The following is an 18,840-nucleotide window of genomic DNA, read 5'->3' as shown; positions in this document are numbered from 1 at the left end:
AATGATTGAATACAAAAATGTAGCCTTGCGCTACACAGAAAAAGATGTCTTGAGAGATGTCAATTTACGGATTGATAATGGGGAATTTATGGTTTTAGTTGGGCCTTCTGGATCCGGTAAAACGACCATGATTAAGATGATTAACCGTCTCTTGGAACCGACTGATGGAAATATTTATATGGATGGCAAGCGCATCAAAGACTATGACGAGCGGGAGCTTCGTCTGTCTACTGGTTATGTTTTACAGGCCATTGCTCTCTTTCCCAATCTAACGGTTGAGGAAAATATTGCCCTGATTCCTGAGATGAAGGGCTGGACTAAGGAAGAAATTGCTCAGAAAACAGAAGAGCTCTTGGCTAAGGTTGGTTTACCAGTATCCGAGTATGGGCATCGACTTCCAAGTGAGCTATCTGGTGGAGAACAGCAACGGGTTGGAATTGTTCGTGCTATGATTGGTCAGCCTAAGATTCTCCTCATGGATGAACCTTTTTCAGCCTTGGATGCTATTTCGAGAAAACAGTTGCAGATTCTGACGAAAGAATTGCATAAAGAATTTGGGATGACAACGATTTTTGTAACCCATGATACGGATGAAGCTCTGAAATTGGCGGACCGTATTGCTGTCTTGCAGGATGGAGAGATTCGCCAGGTGGCGAATTCCGAGACTATTTTAAAAGCTCCTGCAACAGATTTTGTAGCAGACTTGTTTGGAGGTAGTGTTCATGACTAATTTAATTGCAACTTTTCAGGATCGTTTTAGTGATTGGTTGACAGCTCTATCTCAACATTTGCAGTTGTCACTTTTGACACTGTTACTAGCTATTTTTATCGCGATTCCCTTAGCGGTATTTCTTCGTTATCATGAAAAGATGGCGGACTGGGTCTTGCAGATTGCAGGGATTTTCCAGACCATCCCCTCATTGGCCTTGTTGGGACTCTTTATCCCCTTGATGGGAATTGGAACCTTGCCTGCATTGACAGCTCTAGTGATCTATGCGATTTTTCCGATTTTGCAAAATACCATCACTGGACTCAAGGGAATTGATCCGAGTCTGCAAGAGGCTGGGATTGCCTTTGGGATGACCAGATGGGAACGTCTCAAGAAATTCGAAATTCCACTGGCCATGCCGGTTATCATGTCTGGGATTCGGACTGCAGCTGTCTTGGTTATCGGTACGGCAACCTTGGCTGCCTTGATTGGTGCAGGGGGACTGGGTTCCTTTATCCTTTTGGGAATTGACCGTAATAATGCCAGTCTGATTTTGATTGGGGCACTTTCTTCTGCAGTGCTAGCCATTGCCTTTAACTTCCTACTAAAAGTGATGGAAAAAGCAAAATTGCGGACGATTTTTTCTGGTTTTGCCTTGGTGACCTTATTGCTTGGTTTGTCTTATAGTCCAGCTCTTTTGGCTCAAAAAGAGAAAGAGAACTTGGTCATTGCTGGGAAATTGGGACCAGAACCAGAAATTTTGGCCAATATGTATAAACTCCTCATTGAAGAAAATACCAGTATGACTGCGACTGTTAAACCGAATTTTGGGAAAACAAGCTTCCTCTATGAAGCTCTGAAAAAAGGCGATATTGACATCTATCCTGAATTTACAGGAACGGTGACTGAAAGTTTACTTCAGCCATCACCGAAAGTGAGTCATGAGCCAGAGCAGGTTTATGATGTAGCGCGTGATGGTATTGCCAAACAGGATCATCTAGCCTATCTCAAACCCATGTCTTATCAAAATACCTATGCTGTAGCTGTTCCGAAAAAGATTGCTCAAGAATATGGCTTGAAGACCATTTCGGACTTGAAAAAAGTGGAAGGGCAGCTGAAGGCAGGTTTTACTCTCGAGTTTAATGACCGTGAAGACGGAAATAAGGGCTTGCAGTCAATGTATGGTCTCAATCTTAATGTGGCGACCATGGAGCCAGCCCTTCGCTATCAGGCAATTCAGTCAGGTGATATTCAAATCACGGATGCCTATTCAACCGATGCAGAGTTGGCACGTTATGATTTACAGGTATTGGACGATGACAAACAACTCTTCCCACCTTATCAAGGGGCTCCACTGATGAAAGAAGCTCTTCTCAAGAAACATCCAGAGTTGGAAACAGTTCTCAATAAATTGGCTGGTAAAATTACTGAAAGCCAGATGAGCCAGCTCAACTATCAAGTCGGTGTTGAAGGCAAGTCAGCGGAACAAGTAGCCAAGGAATTTCTACAAGAACAAGGTTTGTTGAAGAAATGATGGGGTAGAGACTTTAAACATACTGAACTCAACTTCCTTAAACGACTAGATAAAAGAATGCTCAGACAATTTCGTCTGGGCTTTTTTGATGTGAGAATGACTGAATGTCACTTAAAATGGAAAGAAAGAGAAAATTTTCATGATTTTCTAAAATTTTACTGTAAAGACAGTTGACTATTCATAAAATAGGTGTATAATATTTTGTGAACTACTTAACAAATAAGGGGTTTCAGCTCATGTCGACTAAGGTTAGAAATCTTGTGTATAGGCAGTTCATTATCTAATAGAGCGTTGCGTCCGAAAGTCTATCCAGACACGGCTCTTTAAAAACAAAAGGAGAAATGATGCATACTTATTTGCAAAAGAAAATTGAAAATATCAAAACAACCCTAGGTGAAATGTCAGGTGGTTACCGTCGTATGGTTGCGGCTATGGCTGATTTAGGATTTTCAGGAACTATGAAGGCTATCTGGGATGACCTCTTTGCCCATCGTAGTTTTGCCCAGTGGATTTATTTGCTGGTTTTAGGAAGTTTTCCTCTCTGGCTGGAGTTGGTTTACGAACATCGTATTGTTGACTGGATTGGGATGATTTGTAGCTTGACAGGGATTATCTGTGTAATCTTTGTATCGGAAGGTCGAGCAAGTAATTATCTTTTTGGCTTGATTAACTCTGTTATTTACCTTATTTTGGCCCTACAGAAAGGCTTTTATGGTGAGGTGCTGACGACACTTTACTTCACAGTCATGCAGCCAATTGGACTTCTAGTTTGGATTTATCAGGCACAGTTTAAGAAGGAAAAGCAGGAGTTTGTCGCGCGTAAACTGGACGGCAAGGGCTGGACAAAGTATCTTTCCATTAGTGTGCTTTGGTGGTTGGCCTTTGGCTTCATTTATCAGTCTATTGGTGCCAATCGTCCCTATCGTGATTCAATCACAGATGCAACCAATGGGGTAGGGCAAATCCTCATGACAGCTGTTTACCGTGAACAGTGGATATTCTGGGCGGCTACCAATGTCTTTTCAATCTATCTCTGGTGGGGAGAAAGCCTGCAAATTCAAGGGAAATATCTAATTTATCTCATTAACAGTCTAGTTGGTTGGTATCAATGGAGCAAGGCAGCTAAGCAGAATACTGATTTACTTAACTAGGAAAAGATGTTTGAAAGTGCTGTTTTGAGATTTCGATTAAAACAGATATAGTTGATAATCAAGGATTTATAGTATGAAAAAGAGGATCGGCGGGTCCTCTTTTGTTGTTGAAAAGATAAAAAACTCAGTAACCTAGAAATAAGACAACTGAGCTTTACTCTATATTCAATTTTTAGGAATGAGAAGGTCTAGATAAAATTGGACAACTTCCTGGTCTGTGAAATCTTGACCTTTTTTGAGCCACCAGGTCAATGTCTCGATAAAGTTGGACATGACCAAGTGTTGGAGGTAAGAAGTAGGCAGATTAGGGTGGGCTTCTTTTAAATTATCAGCTAGCACGGAATAGACATGGTGTTCTAGCTCTTTATGGAGTTGACGGAGGAAGTAGTCATTTTTGGAAAATAGCAGACTGGTGATATGGTCTTGGTTTTTATGAAAATGGAGAAAGAGGTGGGCGAGGTAGTCCTCGGTTGAAATGGCTTGCTCTCTTTCAAAAAGATGATGGAAGAGGTAGCGGCAGAGCTGGTCCAGAAGAAGCTCCTTACTCTCATAGTGACAGTAAAAGGTGGATCGTCCCACATCTGCGAGATCAATGATATCCTGAACAGTAGTGGTCTCGTAGCCCTTAGCATTCAAAAGTTGTATAAAAGCTTGATAGATGGCTTTTTTGGTTTTGCTGATACGGCGGTCAATGTTAGTCATATGGACACTTAAGGCAAATTGTTCAGAACTGAATAAAGCTGACCTTTTGCTTCTATCCTTTCTTTGAGTTTTAGTGGATAATGATAATGAACAAGGTGTTCATAAATCTATTATAACAAAGGAATGAGAAATATGAAGGCAAAATATGCTGCTTGGGTGGCTTTTTTCTTAAATTTGACTTATGCCATTGTTGAGTTTATTGCAGGTGGAATATTTGGTTCTAGCGCTGTTCTTGCTGACTCTGTGCATGACTTGGGAGATGCGATTGCAATTGGAATATCAGCTTTTTTAGAAACAATCTCCAATCGTGAAGAAGACAATCAGTACACCTTGGGCTATAAGCGGTTTAGCCTGCTAGGAGCCTTGGTAACAGCTGTGATTCTCGTAACGGGCTCTGTTCTAGTCATTTTGGAAAATGTCACGAAGATTTTGCATCCGCAACCAGTCAATGATGAGGGGATTCTCTGGTTAGGAATTATTGCGATTACTATCAATCTGTTAGCGAGTCTGGTGGTTGGTAAGGGAAAGACAAAGAATGAGTCTATTCTGAGTCTGCATTTTCTGGAAGATACGCTAGGGTGGGTAGCTGTTATCCTGATGGCGATTGTTCTTCGATTTACGGACTGGTATATCCTAGATCCTCTTTTGTCCCTTGTCATTTCTTTCTTTATTCTTTCAAAAGCCCTTCCACGTTTTTGGTCTACACTCAAGATTTTCTTGGATGCTGTGCCAGAAGGTCTTGATATCAAGCAAGTAAAGAGTGGCCTGGAGCGATTGGACAATGTGGCCAGCCTTAATCAGCTTAATCTCTGGACTATGGATGCTTTGGAAAAAAATGCCATTGTCCATGTTTGTCTAAAAGAAATGGAACATATGGAAACTTGTAAAGAGTCTATTCGAATTTTCCTAAAAGATTGTGGTTTTCAAAATATTACCATTGAAATTGATGCTGACCTAGAAACTCACCAAACCCATAAGCGAAAGGTGTGTGACTTGGAACGGAGTTATGAGCATCAACATTAGAAAAAAGTGAAAAATACTTGGGTACTATCTTATTTGGAATAGAGTAATTTCTTTATTATTTAAATATTTCAAAAATTGGTAAGAGAAGAGCATTGTATAAACTCCAGATATATGATTGTTAATGATAAAAATTTTTCGATTAGGTGCAAAATGCTTGACTTGGAGTCAACTCAAAGTTATATAATAAGATAAGTGAGTTAGAGTAGCTTAAACTCAGTGAATGAAAGGAGAGGAGGTTAGCCTATGAATATTAAATCTGCCAGTGATTTGTTGGGAATTTCAGCGGATACGATTCGGTATTATGAACGGGTTGGTCTTGTGCCACCGATTACTCGTACTGCAACTGGGATTCGTGATTTTCAAGATCAGGATATAGAAGCGCTGGAATTTATTAAGTGTTTTCGTTCGACAGGTGTCTCTGTAGACAGTTTAGTTGACTATATGTCGCTCTACCAAAAGGGGGATGAAACGCGAGAGGAGAGGCTTGGTATTTTAGAAGAGGAAAAGAAAAAATTAGAGGAGCGCTTGTCTCAGTTACAGACGGCTTTAAATCGCTTAAATCTCAAAATTAAACTTTATAAGGAAGGAAAATTTTAAATGAAATCAGCAGTATATACAAAGGCAGGTCAGGTTGGACTTGCTAGCATTGAACGTCCGCAAATAATAGAAGCGGATGATGTGATTATTCGTGTGGTTCGTGCGTGCGTTTGTGGTTCAGATTTATGGAGGTACCGTAATCCAGAAACGAAAGCTGGACACAAAAATAGTGGACACGAAGCGATTGGGATTGTTGAAGAAGCTGGGGAAGCCATTACGACGGTGAAACCAGGTGATTTTGTGATTGTCCCTTTTACACATGGATGTGGTGAGTGTGATGCCTGTCTTGCTGGATTTGACGGTTCTTGCGACAATCATATTGGCAATAATTTGGGGGGTGATTTTCAGGCAGAATATATTCGCTTCCACTATGCAAACTGGGCGCTGGTTAAAATCCCTGGTCAACCTTCTGACTATACAGAAGGGATGCTCAAGTCCCTTTTGACTCTTGCAGATGTCATGCCGACAGGCTATCATGCGGCGCGTGTTGCAAATGTTCAAAAAGGGGACAAGGTTGTTGTTATCGGTGATGGGGCTGTTGGTCAATGTGCTGTCATCGCGGCTAAGATGCGTGGAGCATCACAAATTATCCTTATGAGCCGTCATGAAGACCGTCAAAAGATGGCTATGGAGTCAGGTGCGACAGCTGTTGTTGCAGAACGTGGTCAAGAAGGAATTACCAAGGTGCGTGAAATCCTCGGTGGAGGAGCAGACGCAGCACTTGAATGTGTTGGTACGGAGGCTGCTATAGAACAGGCGCTAGGTGTTCTTCATAATGGAGGGCGTATGGGCTTTGTAGGAGTCCCACACTATAATAATCGTGCTCTTGGTTCGACATTTATTCAAAATATCTCTGTAGCAGGTGGGGCAGCTTCTGCTACAACATACGATAAGCAATTTTTACTAAAAGCCGTCCTTGATGGTGATATCAATCCAGGTCGCGTCTTTACTTCAAGTTATAAACTGGAAGATATCGACCAAGCCTACAAAGATATGGATGAACGTAAGACAATTAAGTCTATGATTGTAATCGAATAAAAAACGAATAGGAGTTTTAGAACTCTATTCGTTTTTTATGTTATCCTATTCTTGATTTAGGGTACTTTCTCTTAATGTCAGTTTGGTTCCCAACATGGTCAGGCTAGGTATTTTCCGACCATGGAGTACTTCTTTGTTAAGAATATCCATACCTGCTCGGCCCATTTCTTCAGTATAAACCGTGATGCTAGAAAGGGGAGGATAAACCTGTTTGGTCAGACTAGTGTCGTTAAAGGAAATGAGGGTGACACGATCTGGCAGGCTGATTCCAGCCTCTTGAAGGGCACGGAGGGCGCCGATAGCTAAACTATCGCTAGCTGCAAAAAATGCTGGTGGGAGTTGGTCTCCCAAACTCTGAATAGCCTCCTTCATCAGGTCATAACCAGACTGGGCAGTAAAGCTTCCTTGAAAGACCAGTTCATCATGATAGATTCCTTTTGTTTGACTGTAGTTCTTAAAGTTTTCCAGACGCTTGTCCTGAATGATTTCTTCTTGATCAGTTGTTTCTTCAAGACCTGTTAGAATCCCAATGCGATTCAGCCCTTGACTGAGGAAATAATCGACAACCTGTTTCATAGCAGTGTAAAAGTCCGTAATAATGCAGGTATGTCCCATGGAAAGTGTATCACTGTCTAGAAATACAAGAGGCTTTTGGTATTCTTCAAAGGCAGAAATCTGAGCTCGGCTAAATTTTCCGATGCAGAGAATTCCAATCACTTCCTCGCTTAGGGTAAAAGGATGGTCATTAAAATAGCGCAAGATATCGTAGTCCAACTCTTGAGCTCTTTTTTCTATGCCTAGGCGAATCTGGTAGTAGTAGAGGTCGTCCAGCTCCCCTTGTTCGCTGACCCATTGGATAATGGCAATCTTTTGCTTGGGCTTGTGGGACTCGCCTGTCTTGAGGTGCTTGGTGTAGCCCAGCTCTTCAGCAACGGTTAAAATACGGTGCCTGGTTTCTTCTGTAACAGATAGGCTCTGATCGCGGTTTAGGACACGGGATACGGTCGCGATAGAGACAGAGGCTAGCTGTGCAATGTCTTTTAAGGTAGCCATAAATCCTCCTTCTTTAAGGTTAGTATATCATATTTTTCTGCTTTTACTGATAATTTAGTAAAATTTTAGTAAAAAGGATTGACCTTGGGAAATCCCTTGGATACAATAGAAGAAAACGATTACACGTTAAGACGACTTAACGGACAGTAAAAGGAGAAATCATATGACACAAGATCTTACTACTGAAGCACTTCGCAAAGACTTTCTTGCTGTTTTTGGTCAAGAAGCAGACCAAACATTCTTTTCACCAGGTCGTATCAACTTGATTGGTGAGCACACAGACTATAATGGTGGACATGTATTTCCAGCAGCCATTTCCTTGGGAACTTACGGTGCAGCTCGCAAGCGTGACGACCAAGTTTTACGTTTCTACTCAGCTAACTTTGAGGACAAGGGTATCATAGAAGTGCCTCTTGCTGACCTTAAGTTTGAAAAAGAGCACGGCTGGACTAACTATCCAAAAGGGGTTCTTCATTTCTTGCAAGAAGCTGGGCACGTGATTGACAAAGGTTTTGATTTTTATGTTTATGGGAATATCCCAAATGGTGCTGGCTTGTCTTCATCAGCATCCTTGGAACTCTTGACAGGGGTCGTGGCAGAGCATCTCTTTGATTTAAAACTAGACCGTCTCGATTTGGTTAAAATCGGAAAACAAACAGAAAACAACTTTATCGGAGTCAACTCTGGCGTTATGGACCAATTTGCTATCGGTATGGGGGCTGACCAACGTGCTATTTACCTAGATACTAACACTTTAGAGTATGATTTGGTACCACTTGATTTGAAGGACAATGTCGTTGTTATCATGAACACTAACAAGCGCCGTGAATTGGCGGACTCTAAATACAATGAACGTCGTGCTGAGTGTGAAAAAGCAGTGGAAGAATTGCAAGCAGCCTTAGATATTCAGACCTTGGGTGAATTGGACGAGTGGGCCTTTGACCAATACAGCTATCTGATTAAAGATGAAAATCGTTTGAAACGTGCTCGCCATGCTGTGCTTGAAAACCAACGTACCCTCAAAGCTCAAGCAGCCCTTCAAGCAGGAGATTTGAAAACATTTGGTCGTTTGATGAATGCCTCTCACGTTTCTCTGGAGCATGATTATGAAGTAACTGGCTTGGAATTGGATACTCTTGTTCACACAGCTTGGGCACAAGAAGGCGTTCTCGGTGCTCGCATGACAGGGGCAGGTTTTGGCGGCTGTGCCATTGCCTTGGTGCAAAAAGATGCTGTTGAGGCCTTTAAGGAAGCTGTAGGCAAACACTACGAGGAAGTAGTTGGATACGCTCCAAGCTTCTATATCGCTGAAGTTGCAGGTGGCACTCGCGTCCTTGACTAGTCAAAAGGAGGCTCTATAGTGATCTTAGTAGATAAATTTGTAACACATGTCATTTCTGAAAGTTCATTTGAGGAAATGGATCGAATCTACCTGACCAACCGTGTTTTGGCACGAGTGGGAGAAGGTGTTTTGGAAGTTGAGACCAATCTGGATAAATTGATTGACCTCAAGGACCAGCTAGTTGAGGAAGCCGTTCGATTAGAGATGATTGAGGATAGTCAGACTGCGCGTGAAATCCTTGGTACTGAATTGATGGACTTGGTGACTCCTTGTCCAAGTCAGGTCAATCGTGACTTTTGGGCAACCTATGTCCACTCTCCTGAGCAAGCGATAGAGGATTTTTATCAACTCAGTCAGAAAAATGATTACATCAAACTCAAGGCCATTGCTAAAAATATCGCTTATCGTGTTCCATCTGATTATGGAGAACTTGAAATTACCATCAATCTCTCTAAGCCTGAAAAGGATCCGAAAGAGATTGCGGTAGCCAAGTTGGTGCAAGCTAGTAATTATCCTCAGTGTCAACTTTGTCTAGAGAATGAAGGTTACCATGGTCGGGTCAACCACCCAGCCCGTAGCAATCACCGAATTATCCGTTTTGAAATGGCTGGTCAGGAGTGGGGCTTCCAGTATTCGCCCTATGCTTATTTTAATGAGCACTGTATCTTTTTAGATGGCCAGCATTGTCCCATGACGATTAGCAGTCAGAGCTTTGAACGTTTGTTGGCTATCGTAGAGCAGTTTCCAGGATATTTTGCGGGCTCTAATGCCGACTTGCCGATTGTGGGAGGTTCTATTCTGACTCATGACCACTATCAGGGAGGCCGTCACGTATTTCCTATGGAATTGGCTCCCTTGCAAAAGACTTTCTCTTTTACTGGTTTTAATCAGGTCAAGGCTGGGATTGTCAAGTGGCCCATGTCAGTGTTGCGTTTGACTTCGGATTCCAAAGAAGATTTGATCAACTTGGCTGATAAGATTTTGCAGGAATGGCGCCAGTATTCAGATCCAAGAGTGCAAGTCTTGGCAGAAAGTAATGGAACACCACACCATACCATTACACCCATTGCCCGCAAACGCGATGGACAGTTTGAGTTGGACTTGGTCTTGCGAGACAATCAGACTTCTGCAGAACATCCAGATGGCATCTATCATCCCCACAAGGATGTCCAACATATCAAGAAGGAAAATATCGGCTTGATTGAGGTCATGGGCTTGGCAATCTTGCCACCACGTCTGAAAGAAGAAGTGGAGCAAGTCGCTAGCTATCTTGTAGGAGAAGCTGATACAGTTGCCGACTATCATCAGGAATGGGCAGACCAACTCAAAGGCCAACATCCAGATCTAACAGATAAAGAAAAAGCCCTTGAAATCGTCAAGGACTCTGTGGGTGCAATTTTTGCGCGTGTACTTGAGGATGCAGGAGTCTATAAGCAGACGGAGCAAGGACAGGCAGCCTTTATGCGCTTTGTAGAGCAGGTCGGAATTTTGCCAGACTAGGAGCTTTCTCCTTGCACAGTCCTATAAAAAGTAGTATCATAGTGTCGTTTGAAATATCAGGAGGAAACGATGAAAGACTTTCATTTTGACGCTATATCTGCCTTTGAAAATTACGAAATTGAACAAATGAGAGATGGTCACGTTGTGGTGACGACCAAAGTAGTGGACTCGTCGCTCAACTACTATGGCAACGCCCATGGTGGTTATCTCTTTACCCTTTGCGACCAGATCAGCGGTTTGGTGCTCATATCTCTGGGGCTTGATGGAGTGACACTCCAATCCTCTATCAACTACCTCAAATCAGGAAAACTTGACGATGTGCTGACTATTATAGTTACTTAGTTTCAAACAAGCATGTTATAATAAAGCTATGGCATATAGTACAGATTTTAAACAGCGAGCATTAGATTACATCAAAGAGGGGCACAGCCATGTCGAGGCAGCCAAGGTTTTTGATGTTGGCGTCAGAACTCTCTTCACGTGGGAAAAGAACTTACGTGAACAAGGACACTTAGAGAGGAAAAAGCGAGTCGTCAAAAACCGAAAGATTCCTTTAGAGGAATTGAAATCCTTTGTAGAGGCTCATCCAGATGCTTTTTTACGGGAAATTGCGGCACATTTTAATTGTGCTGTTCCTTCAGTATGGGCAGCTTTAAAGAAGTATGGATAGTTTGAGGAGCTTTTCCAAGTAAAGAGGCGATTTCTCTATTTGATTTCCCTTCCTTTTTTCATCGTTCGATTAAGCGACGGCTATCGATTGTCAAATGTTTGGCTTTTGTAGTATAATGGCTTTTCATCTCTGTGCCTTTCTTGTGTTTGTGATTGAACAACAAGTATAACACAGAGGTGTTTTCTTATGCCTAGAAGAGCTTTCATTTGACAAGAGGAACCCTTGAAGCAGTTTTGTCAGCTAAACCAAGGCTAATCTTAGCCTTGGCTTGTCAGCCTAACAGCATCAAGCCTCTTATCAAATGAAATCGAGTGCTAGCTATCAGCTAGTTGAACCATCTAATTTTTAGGAGGGCTGGGTGGCTAACTTCATTATAGAACTTTCAATTATCACATTCGAATTACATTTTATTTTGGAAAACGTTTCCTTTGTTTTCAAATTGTTAAAAAAGTGGTACAATATAGGATAGCTTACTATTATCTGAATCAGCTGATTTGGAGAGAAAGGATTCATTTTGAAATCAATAGGCTTTATTGAAAAGCTGATAGGGTTGTCTAGTAAAGAGCTGATTTTATTGGGAATTATCCTGAGTATCTTTTTGCCCTTTTATCTTTTTGTAGTTGTATTCTGTTTATATATTATCAGTTTGATTTTTACAGGAGACATGAAAAGTATTCTTCAGAAAATGGGGGAGCATCCGATGCTGCTTCTTTTTCTTGGCTATAGTACTGTTATATCCATTCTTGCACAAAATTGGATGGGTCTTGTGGCTTCAGTAGGAATGTTTTTGTTTGCTATTTTATTTTTGCAATATCAGTCGATTTTATCACATAAATTCTTTCGATTAATTTTGCAGCTCGTCTTGTTTGGTAGCGTCTTGTCAGCTGCTTTTGCGAGTTTAGAACATTTCCAAATTGTGAAGAAATTCAACTATGCTTTTCTTTCACCCAATATGCAGGTGTGGCATCAGAATCGTGCAGAAGTGACCTTCTTTAATCCTAATTATTATGGAATTATTTGTTGTTTCTGTATCATGATTGCTTTCTATCTATTTACAACGACCAAGTTGAATTGGTTGAAAGTATTCTGTGTGATTGCAGGCTTTGTTAATCTCTTTGGATTGAACTTTACGCAAAATCGAACTGCCTTTCCTGCTATTATCGCTGGAGCAATCATCTATCTCTTTACGACTATTAAAAACTGGAAGGCCTTTTGGCTTAGTATTGGGGTATTTGCGATTGGCTTGAGCTTCCTCTTTTCCAGTGATTTGGGAGTTCGGATGGGGACTTTAGATTCTTCTATGGAAGAACGAATTTCTATTTGGGATGCTGGGATGGCCTTGTTTAAGCAAAATCCTTTTTGGGGTGAGGGGCCATTGACCTACATGCACTCGTATCCTCGGATACATGCTCCTTATCATGAACATGCTCATAGCCTTTATATTGATACGATTCTGAGTTACGGAATTGTGGGGACTATTTTATTAGTTTTGTCTTCTGTTGCTCCTGTTCGCTTGATGATGGATATGAGTCAGGAGTCGGGGAAACGTCCGATTATCGGCCTTTATCTATCTTTCCTTACAGTGGTTGCTGTGCACGGAATTTTTGACTTGGCCCTCTTCTGGATTCAGTCAGGCTTTATTTTCTTGCTAGTTATGTGCAGTATTCCATTGGAGCATCGAACTTTGGTATCGGACATGACGGATTAAGTTTTATAAGATTAAAATTCTTCTACCTTGGGTAGGAGATTTTTTTATACGATGGGCATGTCGTGCATCTGAGGTGTAAGTCCTCTGTAGAGATTCACTATCGGTGAATATAGTGAAATGAGATAAGAACAGGATGAATCAATCAGGACAGTCAAATAGATTTCTAACAATGTTTTAGAAGTAGAGGTGTACTATTCTAGTTTCAATCTATTATACAATAGCGCTCCCTCGTCCTTATGCAGGGACTCCTAGAGGGGAGAAAGTCTATGAAAAGATTAGCGGACGTCGTTTTGAGCGAACTTCAATTGTTGCAGGACAAGTAGACAGAGAGTTTATAGCTCCCATGATTTACAAGAACAGCAGGACAAGCGATTTCTTTGTGGAGTGGTTCAAAACACAACTCCTACCTGCTTTGAAGACACCTCGTGTTATTATCATGGACAATGCTAGTTTTGATCCCAAGAACATTTTGGATGAACTCTGCATCCAAGATAAACACTTTTTCTTACCTCTACCGCCTTATTCACCAGATTTGAATCCTATTGAGCAAGCTTGGGCTATCTTGAAAAAAGAAAGTAACAGATTTATTAAGGGAAGTCCCAACTATTTTTGAATGTTTGGAACGCTTTTTTAAAACTAAATGACTATATAACTAGTTTTTCGCAATTTTTGAGACAGAAATGTGATTTTTGTGATAAAGTTCTATCATTACAAGTTCATTTGTGGTAATATGGAATAAATCATTTATGTATCCTTTCAGAAATGTGCTGTTTCTCTGAATATAAATGTCTTTTTCTCTTTAACTTAATTTTACAAATTGCTAAAGTCATTTAAGGACAGATTTTTGAACAGTTGCTAGAAATGTAGAGGTATTGACCATGTATCAAAAGTTACTTAGAAAAATAGCAGAAGAAAAACCAAGTTATAACCAGGAAGAAATCCAGTGGCTACTTGATCATTTGGGAGATCCTTCTCCAGAAATTCGTGATGACCTTGTTTTTACAAGCTTTGCTAGAGGGATTCAGGAAGAGCTATTTACACAGGAACAATTTCATTTCATTGCTGAAGGGATTTCATCTGATGGAGGGTTAGATAAAGATATTGATAAGGTAGGCCTGTCAACCCTTGAACGTTCTTTTAGGGCGCTTATTTATGCAAATCTCTTGTCTGCAGATGCCAACCAGCAATCGATTTTTTATCAGGAATTAAATGCAGGAATTCGTAATGTCCTTTTAAATCAAGGTTTGTATTATCTTTCAAAAGAAAAGGATACAACGGGTTTTTCAAGTCAGTATGGTTGGGTTCATGCTTTTGCACATGGAGCCGATTTACTGACAGAGGTGGTTTGTCATCCCAACTTTCCTAAAAACAGAGTTCATGAAGTATTTGATATACTTGGCCAACTATTTAAAAGAGTTTCGATTCGCTTTACAGATGATGAGGATTGGCGTTTAGCAAGAGTGATCTATGAACCTATTTTACAAGGGAAGTTAGCGCAAGAGCAAGTAGCTTCTTGGATAAAAGCTGTTGACTTTCCGATAGAAGAAAGGGAAGATTTTTATAAATTTTCCAACTTCAGATCCTGTCTGTTGGAAGTCTATGTCCAACTTGACCAGAGAAATAGTTTACAAGATGACTTGAAAGAAGCTATTCAATCTTTTCAATATTAGGTATTGCTAGTAGTTCTATGATTTTCAAAAAATTTCCAATCAATTTTCTTGAAACCCTTTCCTACTTTTGATAGACTAGTATCTAGTTTTTGAAAAAAGGAGAAAGAAAATGAAAAAATTTGTTGCTGAGTTAATCGGTACGTTCATGCTTGTATTCGTCGGGACAGGAGCTGTTGTTTTTGGAAATGGTGTTGAAGGTCTTGGTCACCTAGGGATTGCCGTTGCCTTTGGTCTGGCAATCGTAGTTGCAGCCTACTCAATCGGAACTGTTTCAGGTGCTCACTTGAATCCAGCTGTTTCGATTGCTATGTTTGTTAACAAACGTTTGTCATCTTCAGAACTTGTAAACTACATACTTGGTCAGGTTGTTGGAGCTTTCATCGCTTCTGGCGCAGTCTTCTTCCTCTTGGCTAACTCGGGTATGTCAACTGCTAGCCTTGGTGAAAATGCCTTGGCAAACGGTGTCACTATCTTTGGTGGTTTCTTGTTTGAAGTCATCGCAACTTTCTTGTTTGTCTTGGTTATCATGACTGTGACTTCAGCAAGCAAGGGAAATGGCGCGATTGCTGGTTTGGTAATCGGTTTGTCCTTGATGGCGATGATTCTTGTCGGATTGAACATTACTGGGCTTTCAGTAAATCCAGCTCGTAGCTTGGCACCAGCTGTTTTGGTAGGTGGCGCAGCCCTTCAACAAGTTTGGATTTTCATCCTTGCACCAATCGTTGGTGGGGTTCTTGCAGCCCTCGTTGCAAAAAACTTCCTTGGAACAGAAGAATAATTGAAAAACAAAAAGCCTTGCTCCTCATCTAGAGGAACAGGGCTTTTTCGTATGATACTCTTCGAAAATCTCTTCAAATCACGTCAGCTTCCATCTGCAACCTCAAAACAGTGTTTTGAGCTGACTTCGTCAGTCTTATCTACAACCTCAAAGCAGTGCTTTGAGCAACCTGCGGCTAGCTTCCTAGTTTGCTCTTTGGTTTTCATTGAGTATGAGTTTAACGGTTGTCAATTTTCTCTGGATAAAGGTCGTGTTGGAAGAGGCGTTGTTCTGCCAAGCCTTCATACTTAGTTCCAGGCTTACCGTAGTTGTAGTAGGGGTCGATTGAGATGCCTCCGCGCGGAGTGAATTTTCCCCAGACTTCTAAATAGCGAGGGTCTAGCAAGTTGACCAAGTCTTTCCCGATGGTGTTGATACAGTTTTCGTGGAAATCTCCGTGGTTTCGGTAGCTAAAGAGGTAGAGTTTGAGGGATTTTGACTCAACACAGAGCTTGTCAGGAATGTAGGAAATATAAATGGTCGCAAAGTCTGGCTGAGCAGTGATTGGGCACAGGGAGGTGAATTCAGGACAGTTGAATTTGATGAAATAGTCATTTTCCACATGACGATTGTCAAAGGATTCGAGGACTTCTGGTTGATATTCGAAAATGTAGTTGGTTTCTTTGTTGCCCAGTAGGCTGAGGTTTTTCATTTCTTCTTGTTGTGACATGATTTTTTCTTTCTAATATTAAACACCACGTTTGTTATCGTAGAGGAGGGTATGGAGTTGAGGAAGGACGCGGACATTGCCCCAGCTGTCGTCAGCAGCGATGCGTTCCCAGAGTTCTTTGAGGCGGTCCAGTTGGTCTTGGACAATATTACCTCTAGCCTTGGGTTCAGGATTTCCTGCTGATAAGAAAAGAACATCTGGTTGGTAGCGCTCTTGAATGCCTCTGGCAAAGGCCAAATCGTCATCATCAAAGACAGGGATTTTAAAGGTGACCTTGTCTGGATCTAGTTGGGAAACGATAAAGTCCAAGGTCTCAAAGTTGACTTCCATCTTGGATGAAGGAGGTTTGGGACTGAGAGTGACCTGGTCGATGTCTTTTAACCAATTTTGCCAGCGAGAACCTTGAGTTTCAACAGCCAGAGTGACACCACGTTCCTTGAGTTTAGTGACCAATTCGGCCATGTTGGCTGCTAGGATAGCAGGATTTCCCCCAGATAGGGTTACATAGTCGTAGCTCCCCAATTTATCCAAGGCAGCAATAACTTCATCAGCTGTCATGCGAGTTGGCTTTTCAGAACCATCCCAAGTAAAGGCAGAATCGCACCAGTCGCAGTGGTAGTCGCAACCAGCAGTGCGGACAAACATGGTTTTCTGCCCGATTGCACGGCCTTCGCCTTGAAAGGTTGGGCCAAAAATTTCCAGAACTGGTAGTTTGAGAACACGTTCCCTAGTCATCTAACCACTCCCGTCTAAACTCTGCAAAGGCAGTCGGAGTCTCATAGAGACGAACGTATTCCAAACGGAGACCGCGCTCGTCTGGCAACTCTTGGTTCATGGTTTGGAAAATCCAGTAAACCATATTTTCAGCAGTCGTGTTCATATAGGGCAGGGTTTCATTGAGATAGCGATGATCCAAGTGAGGCTCTAAGTAGTTCTTGTAGATCGCTTTGATGTCTCCGAAATCGTAGGTCATGCCACGTTCATCTAAAAATCCACTGACAGCAATCTGCAGATGATAGGTGTGGCCATGCAGGGATTTGCATTTTCCCTCATAGTGAAAGAGGTGGTGGGCAGCATCGAAGGTAAACTCTTTTGATACCAAGGTTCTATGAGGATTGTAGATCAGAGACTCCCCAGTTTCCTGTTTGATTTCTTTGGGTGCAAAAAACATTAGTCCTCTCCTTTCTGTGAGAGATAAACATCTAGGCCATGTTGACGTAGGTGGCAGGCTGGGCAATCTCCACAGCCACTTCCAATAATCCCGTTGTAGCAGGTTAAGGTCTTTTCACGAACGTAGTCAAAGGCACCGAGTTGGTCGGCTAATTCCCAAGTTTCAGCCTTGTCTAGCCACATGAGAGGTGTTTGGATAACGAAGTCGTAATCCATGGCAAGGTTGAGGGTAACATTGAGGGATTTGACAAAGACATCTCGACAATCAGGGTAGCCTGAAAAATCTGTCTCGCAGACACCTGTCACGATGTCTGTAATTCCACGTTGCTTAGCAAGGACTGCCGCAAAGGATAGAAAGAGGTGGTTGCGACCGTCAACAAAGGTATTGGGAACCTCCCCCTCTTTTTGCTCGATTTCCAGATCGGAGGTCAAGGCATTTTCAGTGATTTGTCCCAGCAGAGACATATCTAAGATGTGATGACGAATTCCTTGTTCCTCAGCGATTTCTTGGGCAACTTGAATTTCGAGATGATGACGTTGACCGTAGGCAAAGGTGACAGCTTCGACTGTTTCATAGTGTTCTTTAGCCCAAAAGAGGCAGGTTGTAGAATCTTGACCGCCACTAAAGACGACCAAGGCTGATTGACGTTTCATAGTACTCCTTCCAAAATGGGGAATGTTCAGAGCACGCAAAAAGCTCCCTTGAGGGAGCTAAAAAATACCAAATCGAGGTTTTTTTTAGCGATGGCATGTCCCAAACATCGTAATATTCTACCTATAGTCTAGCATATTTTTTGAAAAATGGCAAAGGGCAAGAAAAAAGAGACCAAAGCAAGTACTTGGTCTCTCAGTTGATTAGCTCAATTCAGCAACGATGGCCTTGATTTGGTCTGCTGTGTGAACACCAGCAACTTGTTTCACCACTTGGCCGTCTTTTTTGAAGAGAAGAGTTGGGATAGACATGATTCCAAAGGCACGAGCTGTGTTTGGATTTTCATCAACGTCCATTTTAACGATTTTCAAAACATCTTCTGAAAGTTCTTCAGACAATTTGTCCAAGATTGGACCTTGCATACGACATGGACCACACCAAGTTGCCCAAAAGTCTACCAAGACCAAACCGTCTTTTGTTTCTTGTTCGAATGTTGCATCTGTAATTGTTTTTGCCATTGTATTTCTCCTTTTTTTAGTTATATTGGCTTAAATCTTGTTTCTTGAGATAGAAGAAGATATCTCCATAAGTTCCATGGTAGTCCAAATCATGACCGTTATAGGTTAATTTTTGGACAGGGTAGTAGTCTGCGACGCCGATAAGGCAAGCTTGTTGTGAACGATCAAAGTCTTCATAGGATTCGAAAGTCACAGTTCTTTCGTTCTTACTGGCGTCTAGATAAGTAATTTCGATCATATAAAACTCCTTTGTTTAATCTTGACTTTATTTTACTCCTTGTAAAAGAGAATGTCAATAAAAATGATTGCGCACGCA

20 protein-coding genes and 4 pseudogenes are annotated in these 18,840 nt (G+C 41.6%); 14 read left to right on the top strand and 10 right to left on the bottom strand.

All coding sequences use genetic code 11. The annotated features are described in order from the left end of the window. Position 1: 1 nt before the first annotated feature. The 3 genes from SPPN_RS09385 to pnuC all read left to right on the top strand — a co-directional run bounded on the left by SPPN_RS09385 (position 2) and on the right by pnuC (position 3,394). Positions 2-730: an ATP-binding cassette domain-containing protein gene (locus SPPN_RS09385; protein ID WP_000575219.1), complete on the top strand. Its 729-nt coding sequence runs from the start codon at positions 2-4 to the stop codon at positions 728-730. Continuing rightward, a complete protein-coding gene (locus tag SPPN_RS09380; protein ID WP_000182940.1) occupies positions 723-2,243 on the top strand; it encodes an ABC transporter permease/substrate-binding protein in 1,521 nt (506 codons plus the stop codon). The genes SPPN_RS09385 and SPPN_RS09380 overlap by 8 nt, the downstream gene beginning before the upstream one ends. A 344-nt stretch (positions 2,244-2,587) precedes the next feature. Next, positions 2,588-3,394 (top strand): nicotinamide riboside transporter PnuC, encoded by an 807-nt coding sequence (gene pnuC, locus SPPN_RS09375; RefSeq protein ID WP_000557779.1) that lies wholly within the window; start codon positions 2,588-2,590, stop codon positions 3,392-3,394. A 165-nt stretch (positions 3,395-3,559) separates the two neighbouring features. Here pnuC and sczA read toward each other — a convergent pair whose 3' ends face one another. Continuing rightward, positions 3,560-4,096 carry a TetR/AcrR family transcriptional regulator SczA gene (gene sczA / locus SPPN_RS09370; RefSeq protein WP_000181704.1) on the bottom strand — a complete coding sequence of 179 codons (537 nt, stop codon included), beginning with the start codon at positions 4,094-4,096 and terminating at the stop codon, positions 3,560-3,562. 132 nt (positions 4,097-4,228) lie between these two features. Between sczA and czcD the strand changes: the two genes are divergently transcribed. From czcD to SPPN_RS09355, 3 genes are all read left to right on the top strand, one after another. Then, entirely contained in the window at positions 4,229-5,119 is an 891-nt protein-coding gene (gene czcD / locus SPPN_RS09365; RefSeq protein ID WP_000645093.1) for a cation diffusion facilitator family transporter CzcD, read from the top strand. Between the two features lie 243 nt (positions 5,120-5,362). Further along, on the top strand, positions 5,363-5,716 hold the full coding sequence (gene nmlR, locus SPPN_RS09360; RefSeq protein ID WP_001022631.1) for a stress response transcriptional regulator NmlR: 354 nt from the start codon (positions 5,363-5,365) through the stop codon (positions 5,714-5,716). Beyond that, on the top strand, positions 5,717-6,754 hold the full coding sequence (locus SPPN_RS09355) for a zinc-binding dehydrogenase (protein ID WP_000833733.1): 1,038 nt from the start codon (positions 5,717-5,719) through the stop codon (positions 6,752-6,754). It begins immediately after the preceding gene. A gap of 45 nt (positions 6,755-6,799) precedes the next feature. Here the strand turns inward: SPPN_RS09355 and galR are convergent, their stop codons facing one another. Then, positions 6,800-7,807, bottom strand: coding sequence for a DNA-binding transcriptional regulator GalR (gene galR, locus SPPN_RS09350; protein WP_000212529.1), 1,008 nt, complete (start codon positions 7,805-7,807; stop codon positions 6,800-6,802). A 163-nt stretch (positions 7,808-7,970) separates the two neighbouring features. Here galR and SPPN_RS09345 point away from each other — a divergent pair, with 163 nt between their 5' ends. The 4 genes and pseudogenes from SPPN_RS09345 to SPPN_RS09330 all read left to right on the top strand — a co-directional run. Beyond that, positions 7,971-9,149, top strand: coding sequence for a galactokinase (locus SPPN_RS09345; protein ID WP_000189883.1), 1,179 nt, complete (start codon positions 7,971-7,973; stop codon positions 9,147-9,149). Between the two features lie 18 nt (positions 9,150-9,167). Then, entirely contained in the window at positions 9,168-10,649 is a 1,482-nt protein-coding gene (locus SPPN_RS09340) for a UDP-glucose--hexose-1-phosphate uridylyltransferase (RefSeq protein ID WP_000604332.1), read from the top strand. A gap of 69 nt (positions 10,650-10,718) precedes the next feature. After that, positions 10,719-10,979 (top strand): annotated as a pseudogene (locus SPPN_RS09335) (PaaI family thioesterase); the annotation flags it as partial. A 40-nt stretch (positions 10,980-11,019) separates the two neighbouring features. Continuing rightward, a pseudogene (locus SPPN_RS09330) lies at positions 11,020-11,310 on the top strand (IS630 family transposase); the annotation flags it as partial. Here SPPN_RS09330 and SPPN_RS13000 read toward each other — a convergent pair. Next, a pseudogene (locus SPPN_RS13000) lies at positions 11,300-11,446 on the bottom strand (helix-turn-helix domain-containing protein); the annotation flags it as partial. The pseudogenes SPPN_RS09330 and SPPN_RS13000 overlap by 11 nt on opposite strands. A 387-nt stretch (positions 11,447-11,833) precedes the next feature. Between SPPN_RS13000 and SPPN_RS09325 the strand changes: the two are divergent. The 4 genes and pseudogenes from SPPN_RS09325 (at position 11,834) to SPPN_RS09310 (ending at position 15,475) form a co-directional block, all read left to right on the top strand. Then, a complete protein-coding gene (locus SPPN_RS09325) occupies positions 11,834-13,027 on the top strand; it encodes an O-antigen ligase family protein (RefSeq protein WP_014017345.1) in 1,194 nt (397 codons plus the stop codon). Positions 13,028-13,250: 223 nt separating this feature from the next. Next, positions 13,251-13,671, top strand: a pseudogene (locus tag SPPN_RS09320) (transposase); the annotation flags it as partial. A gap of 234 nt (positions 13,672-13,905) precedes the next feature. Continuing rightward, complete coding sequence (locus tag SPPN_RS09315) at positions 13,906-14,697, top strand: DUF2785 domain-containing protein (RefSeq protein WP_000284389.1); 792 nt, start codon at positions 13,906-13,908, stop codon at positions 14,695-14,697. 109 nt (positions 14,698-14,806) lie between these two features. After that, a complete protein-coding gene (locus SPPN_RS09310) occupies positions 14,807-15,475 on the top strand; it encodes an MIP/aquaporin family protein (RefSeq protein WP_000714858.1) in 669 nt (222 codons plus the stop codon). Positions 15,476-15,558: 83 nt separating this feature from the next. On the opposite strand, the gene SPPN_RS14230 is transcribed toward SPPN_RS09310, so the two are convergent. The 7 genes from SPPN_RS14230 to SPPN_RS09280 form a co-directional block, all read right to left on the bottom strand. Beyond that, positions 15,559-15,681: a hypothetical protein gene (locus SPPN_RS14230; RefSeq protein WP_272941550.1), complete on the bottom strand. Its 123-nt coding sequence runs from the start codon at positions 15,679-15,681 to the stop codon at positions 15,559-15,561. An 11-nt stretch (positions 15,682-15,692) separates the two neighbouring features. Further along, positions 15,693-16,184, bottom strand: a complete 492-nt coding sequence (gene queF, locus SPPN_RS09305) for a preQ(1) synthase (RefSeq protein ID WP_000082587.1) — start codon at positions 16,182-16,184, stop codon at positions 15,693-15,695. Positions 16,185-16,202: 18 nt separating this feature from the next. Further along, positions 16,203-16,919, bottom strand: a complete 717-nt coding sequence (gene queE / locus SPPN_RS09300) for a 7-carboxy-7-deazaguanine synthase QueE (RefSeq protein ID WP_000196464.1) — start codon at positions 16,917-16,919, stop codon at positions 16,203-16,205. Further along, a complete protein-coding gene (queD, locus tag SPPN_RS09295) occupies positions 16,912-17,355 on the bottom strand; it encodes a 6-carboxytetrahydropterin synthase QueD (RefSeq protein ID WP_000464564.1) in 444 nt (147 codons plus the stop codon). Before queD ends, queE begins: the two co-directional genes overlap by 8 nt. Further along, on the bottom strand, positions 17,355-18,008 hold the full coding sequence (gene queC, locus SPPN_RS09290; protein WP_000828761.1) for a 7-cyano-7-deazaguanine synthase QueC: 654 nt from the start codon (positions 18,006-18,008) through the stop codon (positions 17,355-17,357). The genes queD and queC overlap by 1 nt, the downstream gene beginning before the upstream one ends. 201 nt (positions 18,009-18,209) lie before the next feature. Continuing rightward, positions 18,210-18,524 (bottom strand): thioredoxin, encoded by a 315-nt coding sequence (gene trxA / locus SPPN_RS09285; protein WP_001140463.1) that lies wholly within the window; start codon positions 18,522-18,524, stop codon positions 18,210-18,212. 16 nt (positions 18,525-18,540) lie between these two features. Next, positions 18,541-18,762, bottom strand: a complete 222-nt coding sequence (locus SPPN_RS09280) for a DUF4649 family protein (protein WP_000570255.1) — start codon at positions 18,760-18,762, stop codon at positions 18,541-18,543. Positions 18,763-18,840 lie beyond the last annotated feature (78 nt).

The sequence above is a fragment of the Streptococcus pseudopneumoniae IS7493 genome, assembly GCF_000221985.1.
Taxonomy (GTDB): domain Bacteria; phylum Bacillota; class Bacilli; order Lactobacillales; family Streptococcaceae; genus Streptococcus; species Streptococcus pseudopneumoniae.
The sequence above is the reverse complement of the archived record's forward strand: the minus strand, read 5'-3'. Positions and strand labels throughout refer to the sequence as shown.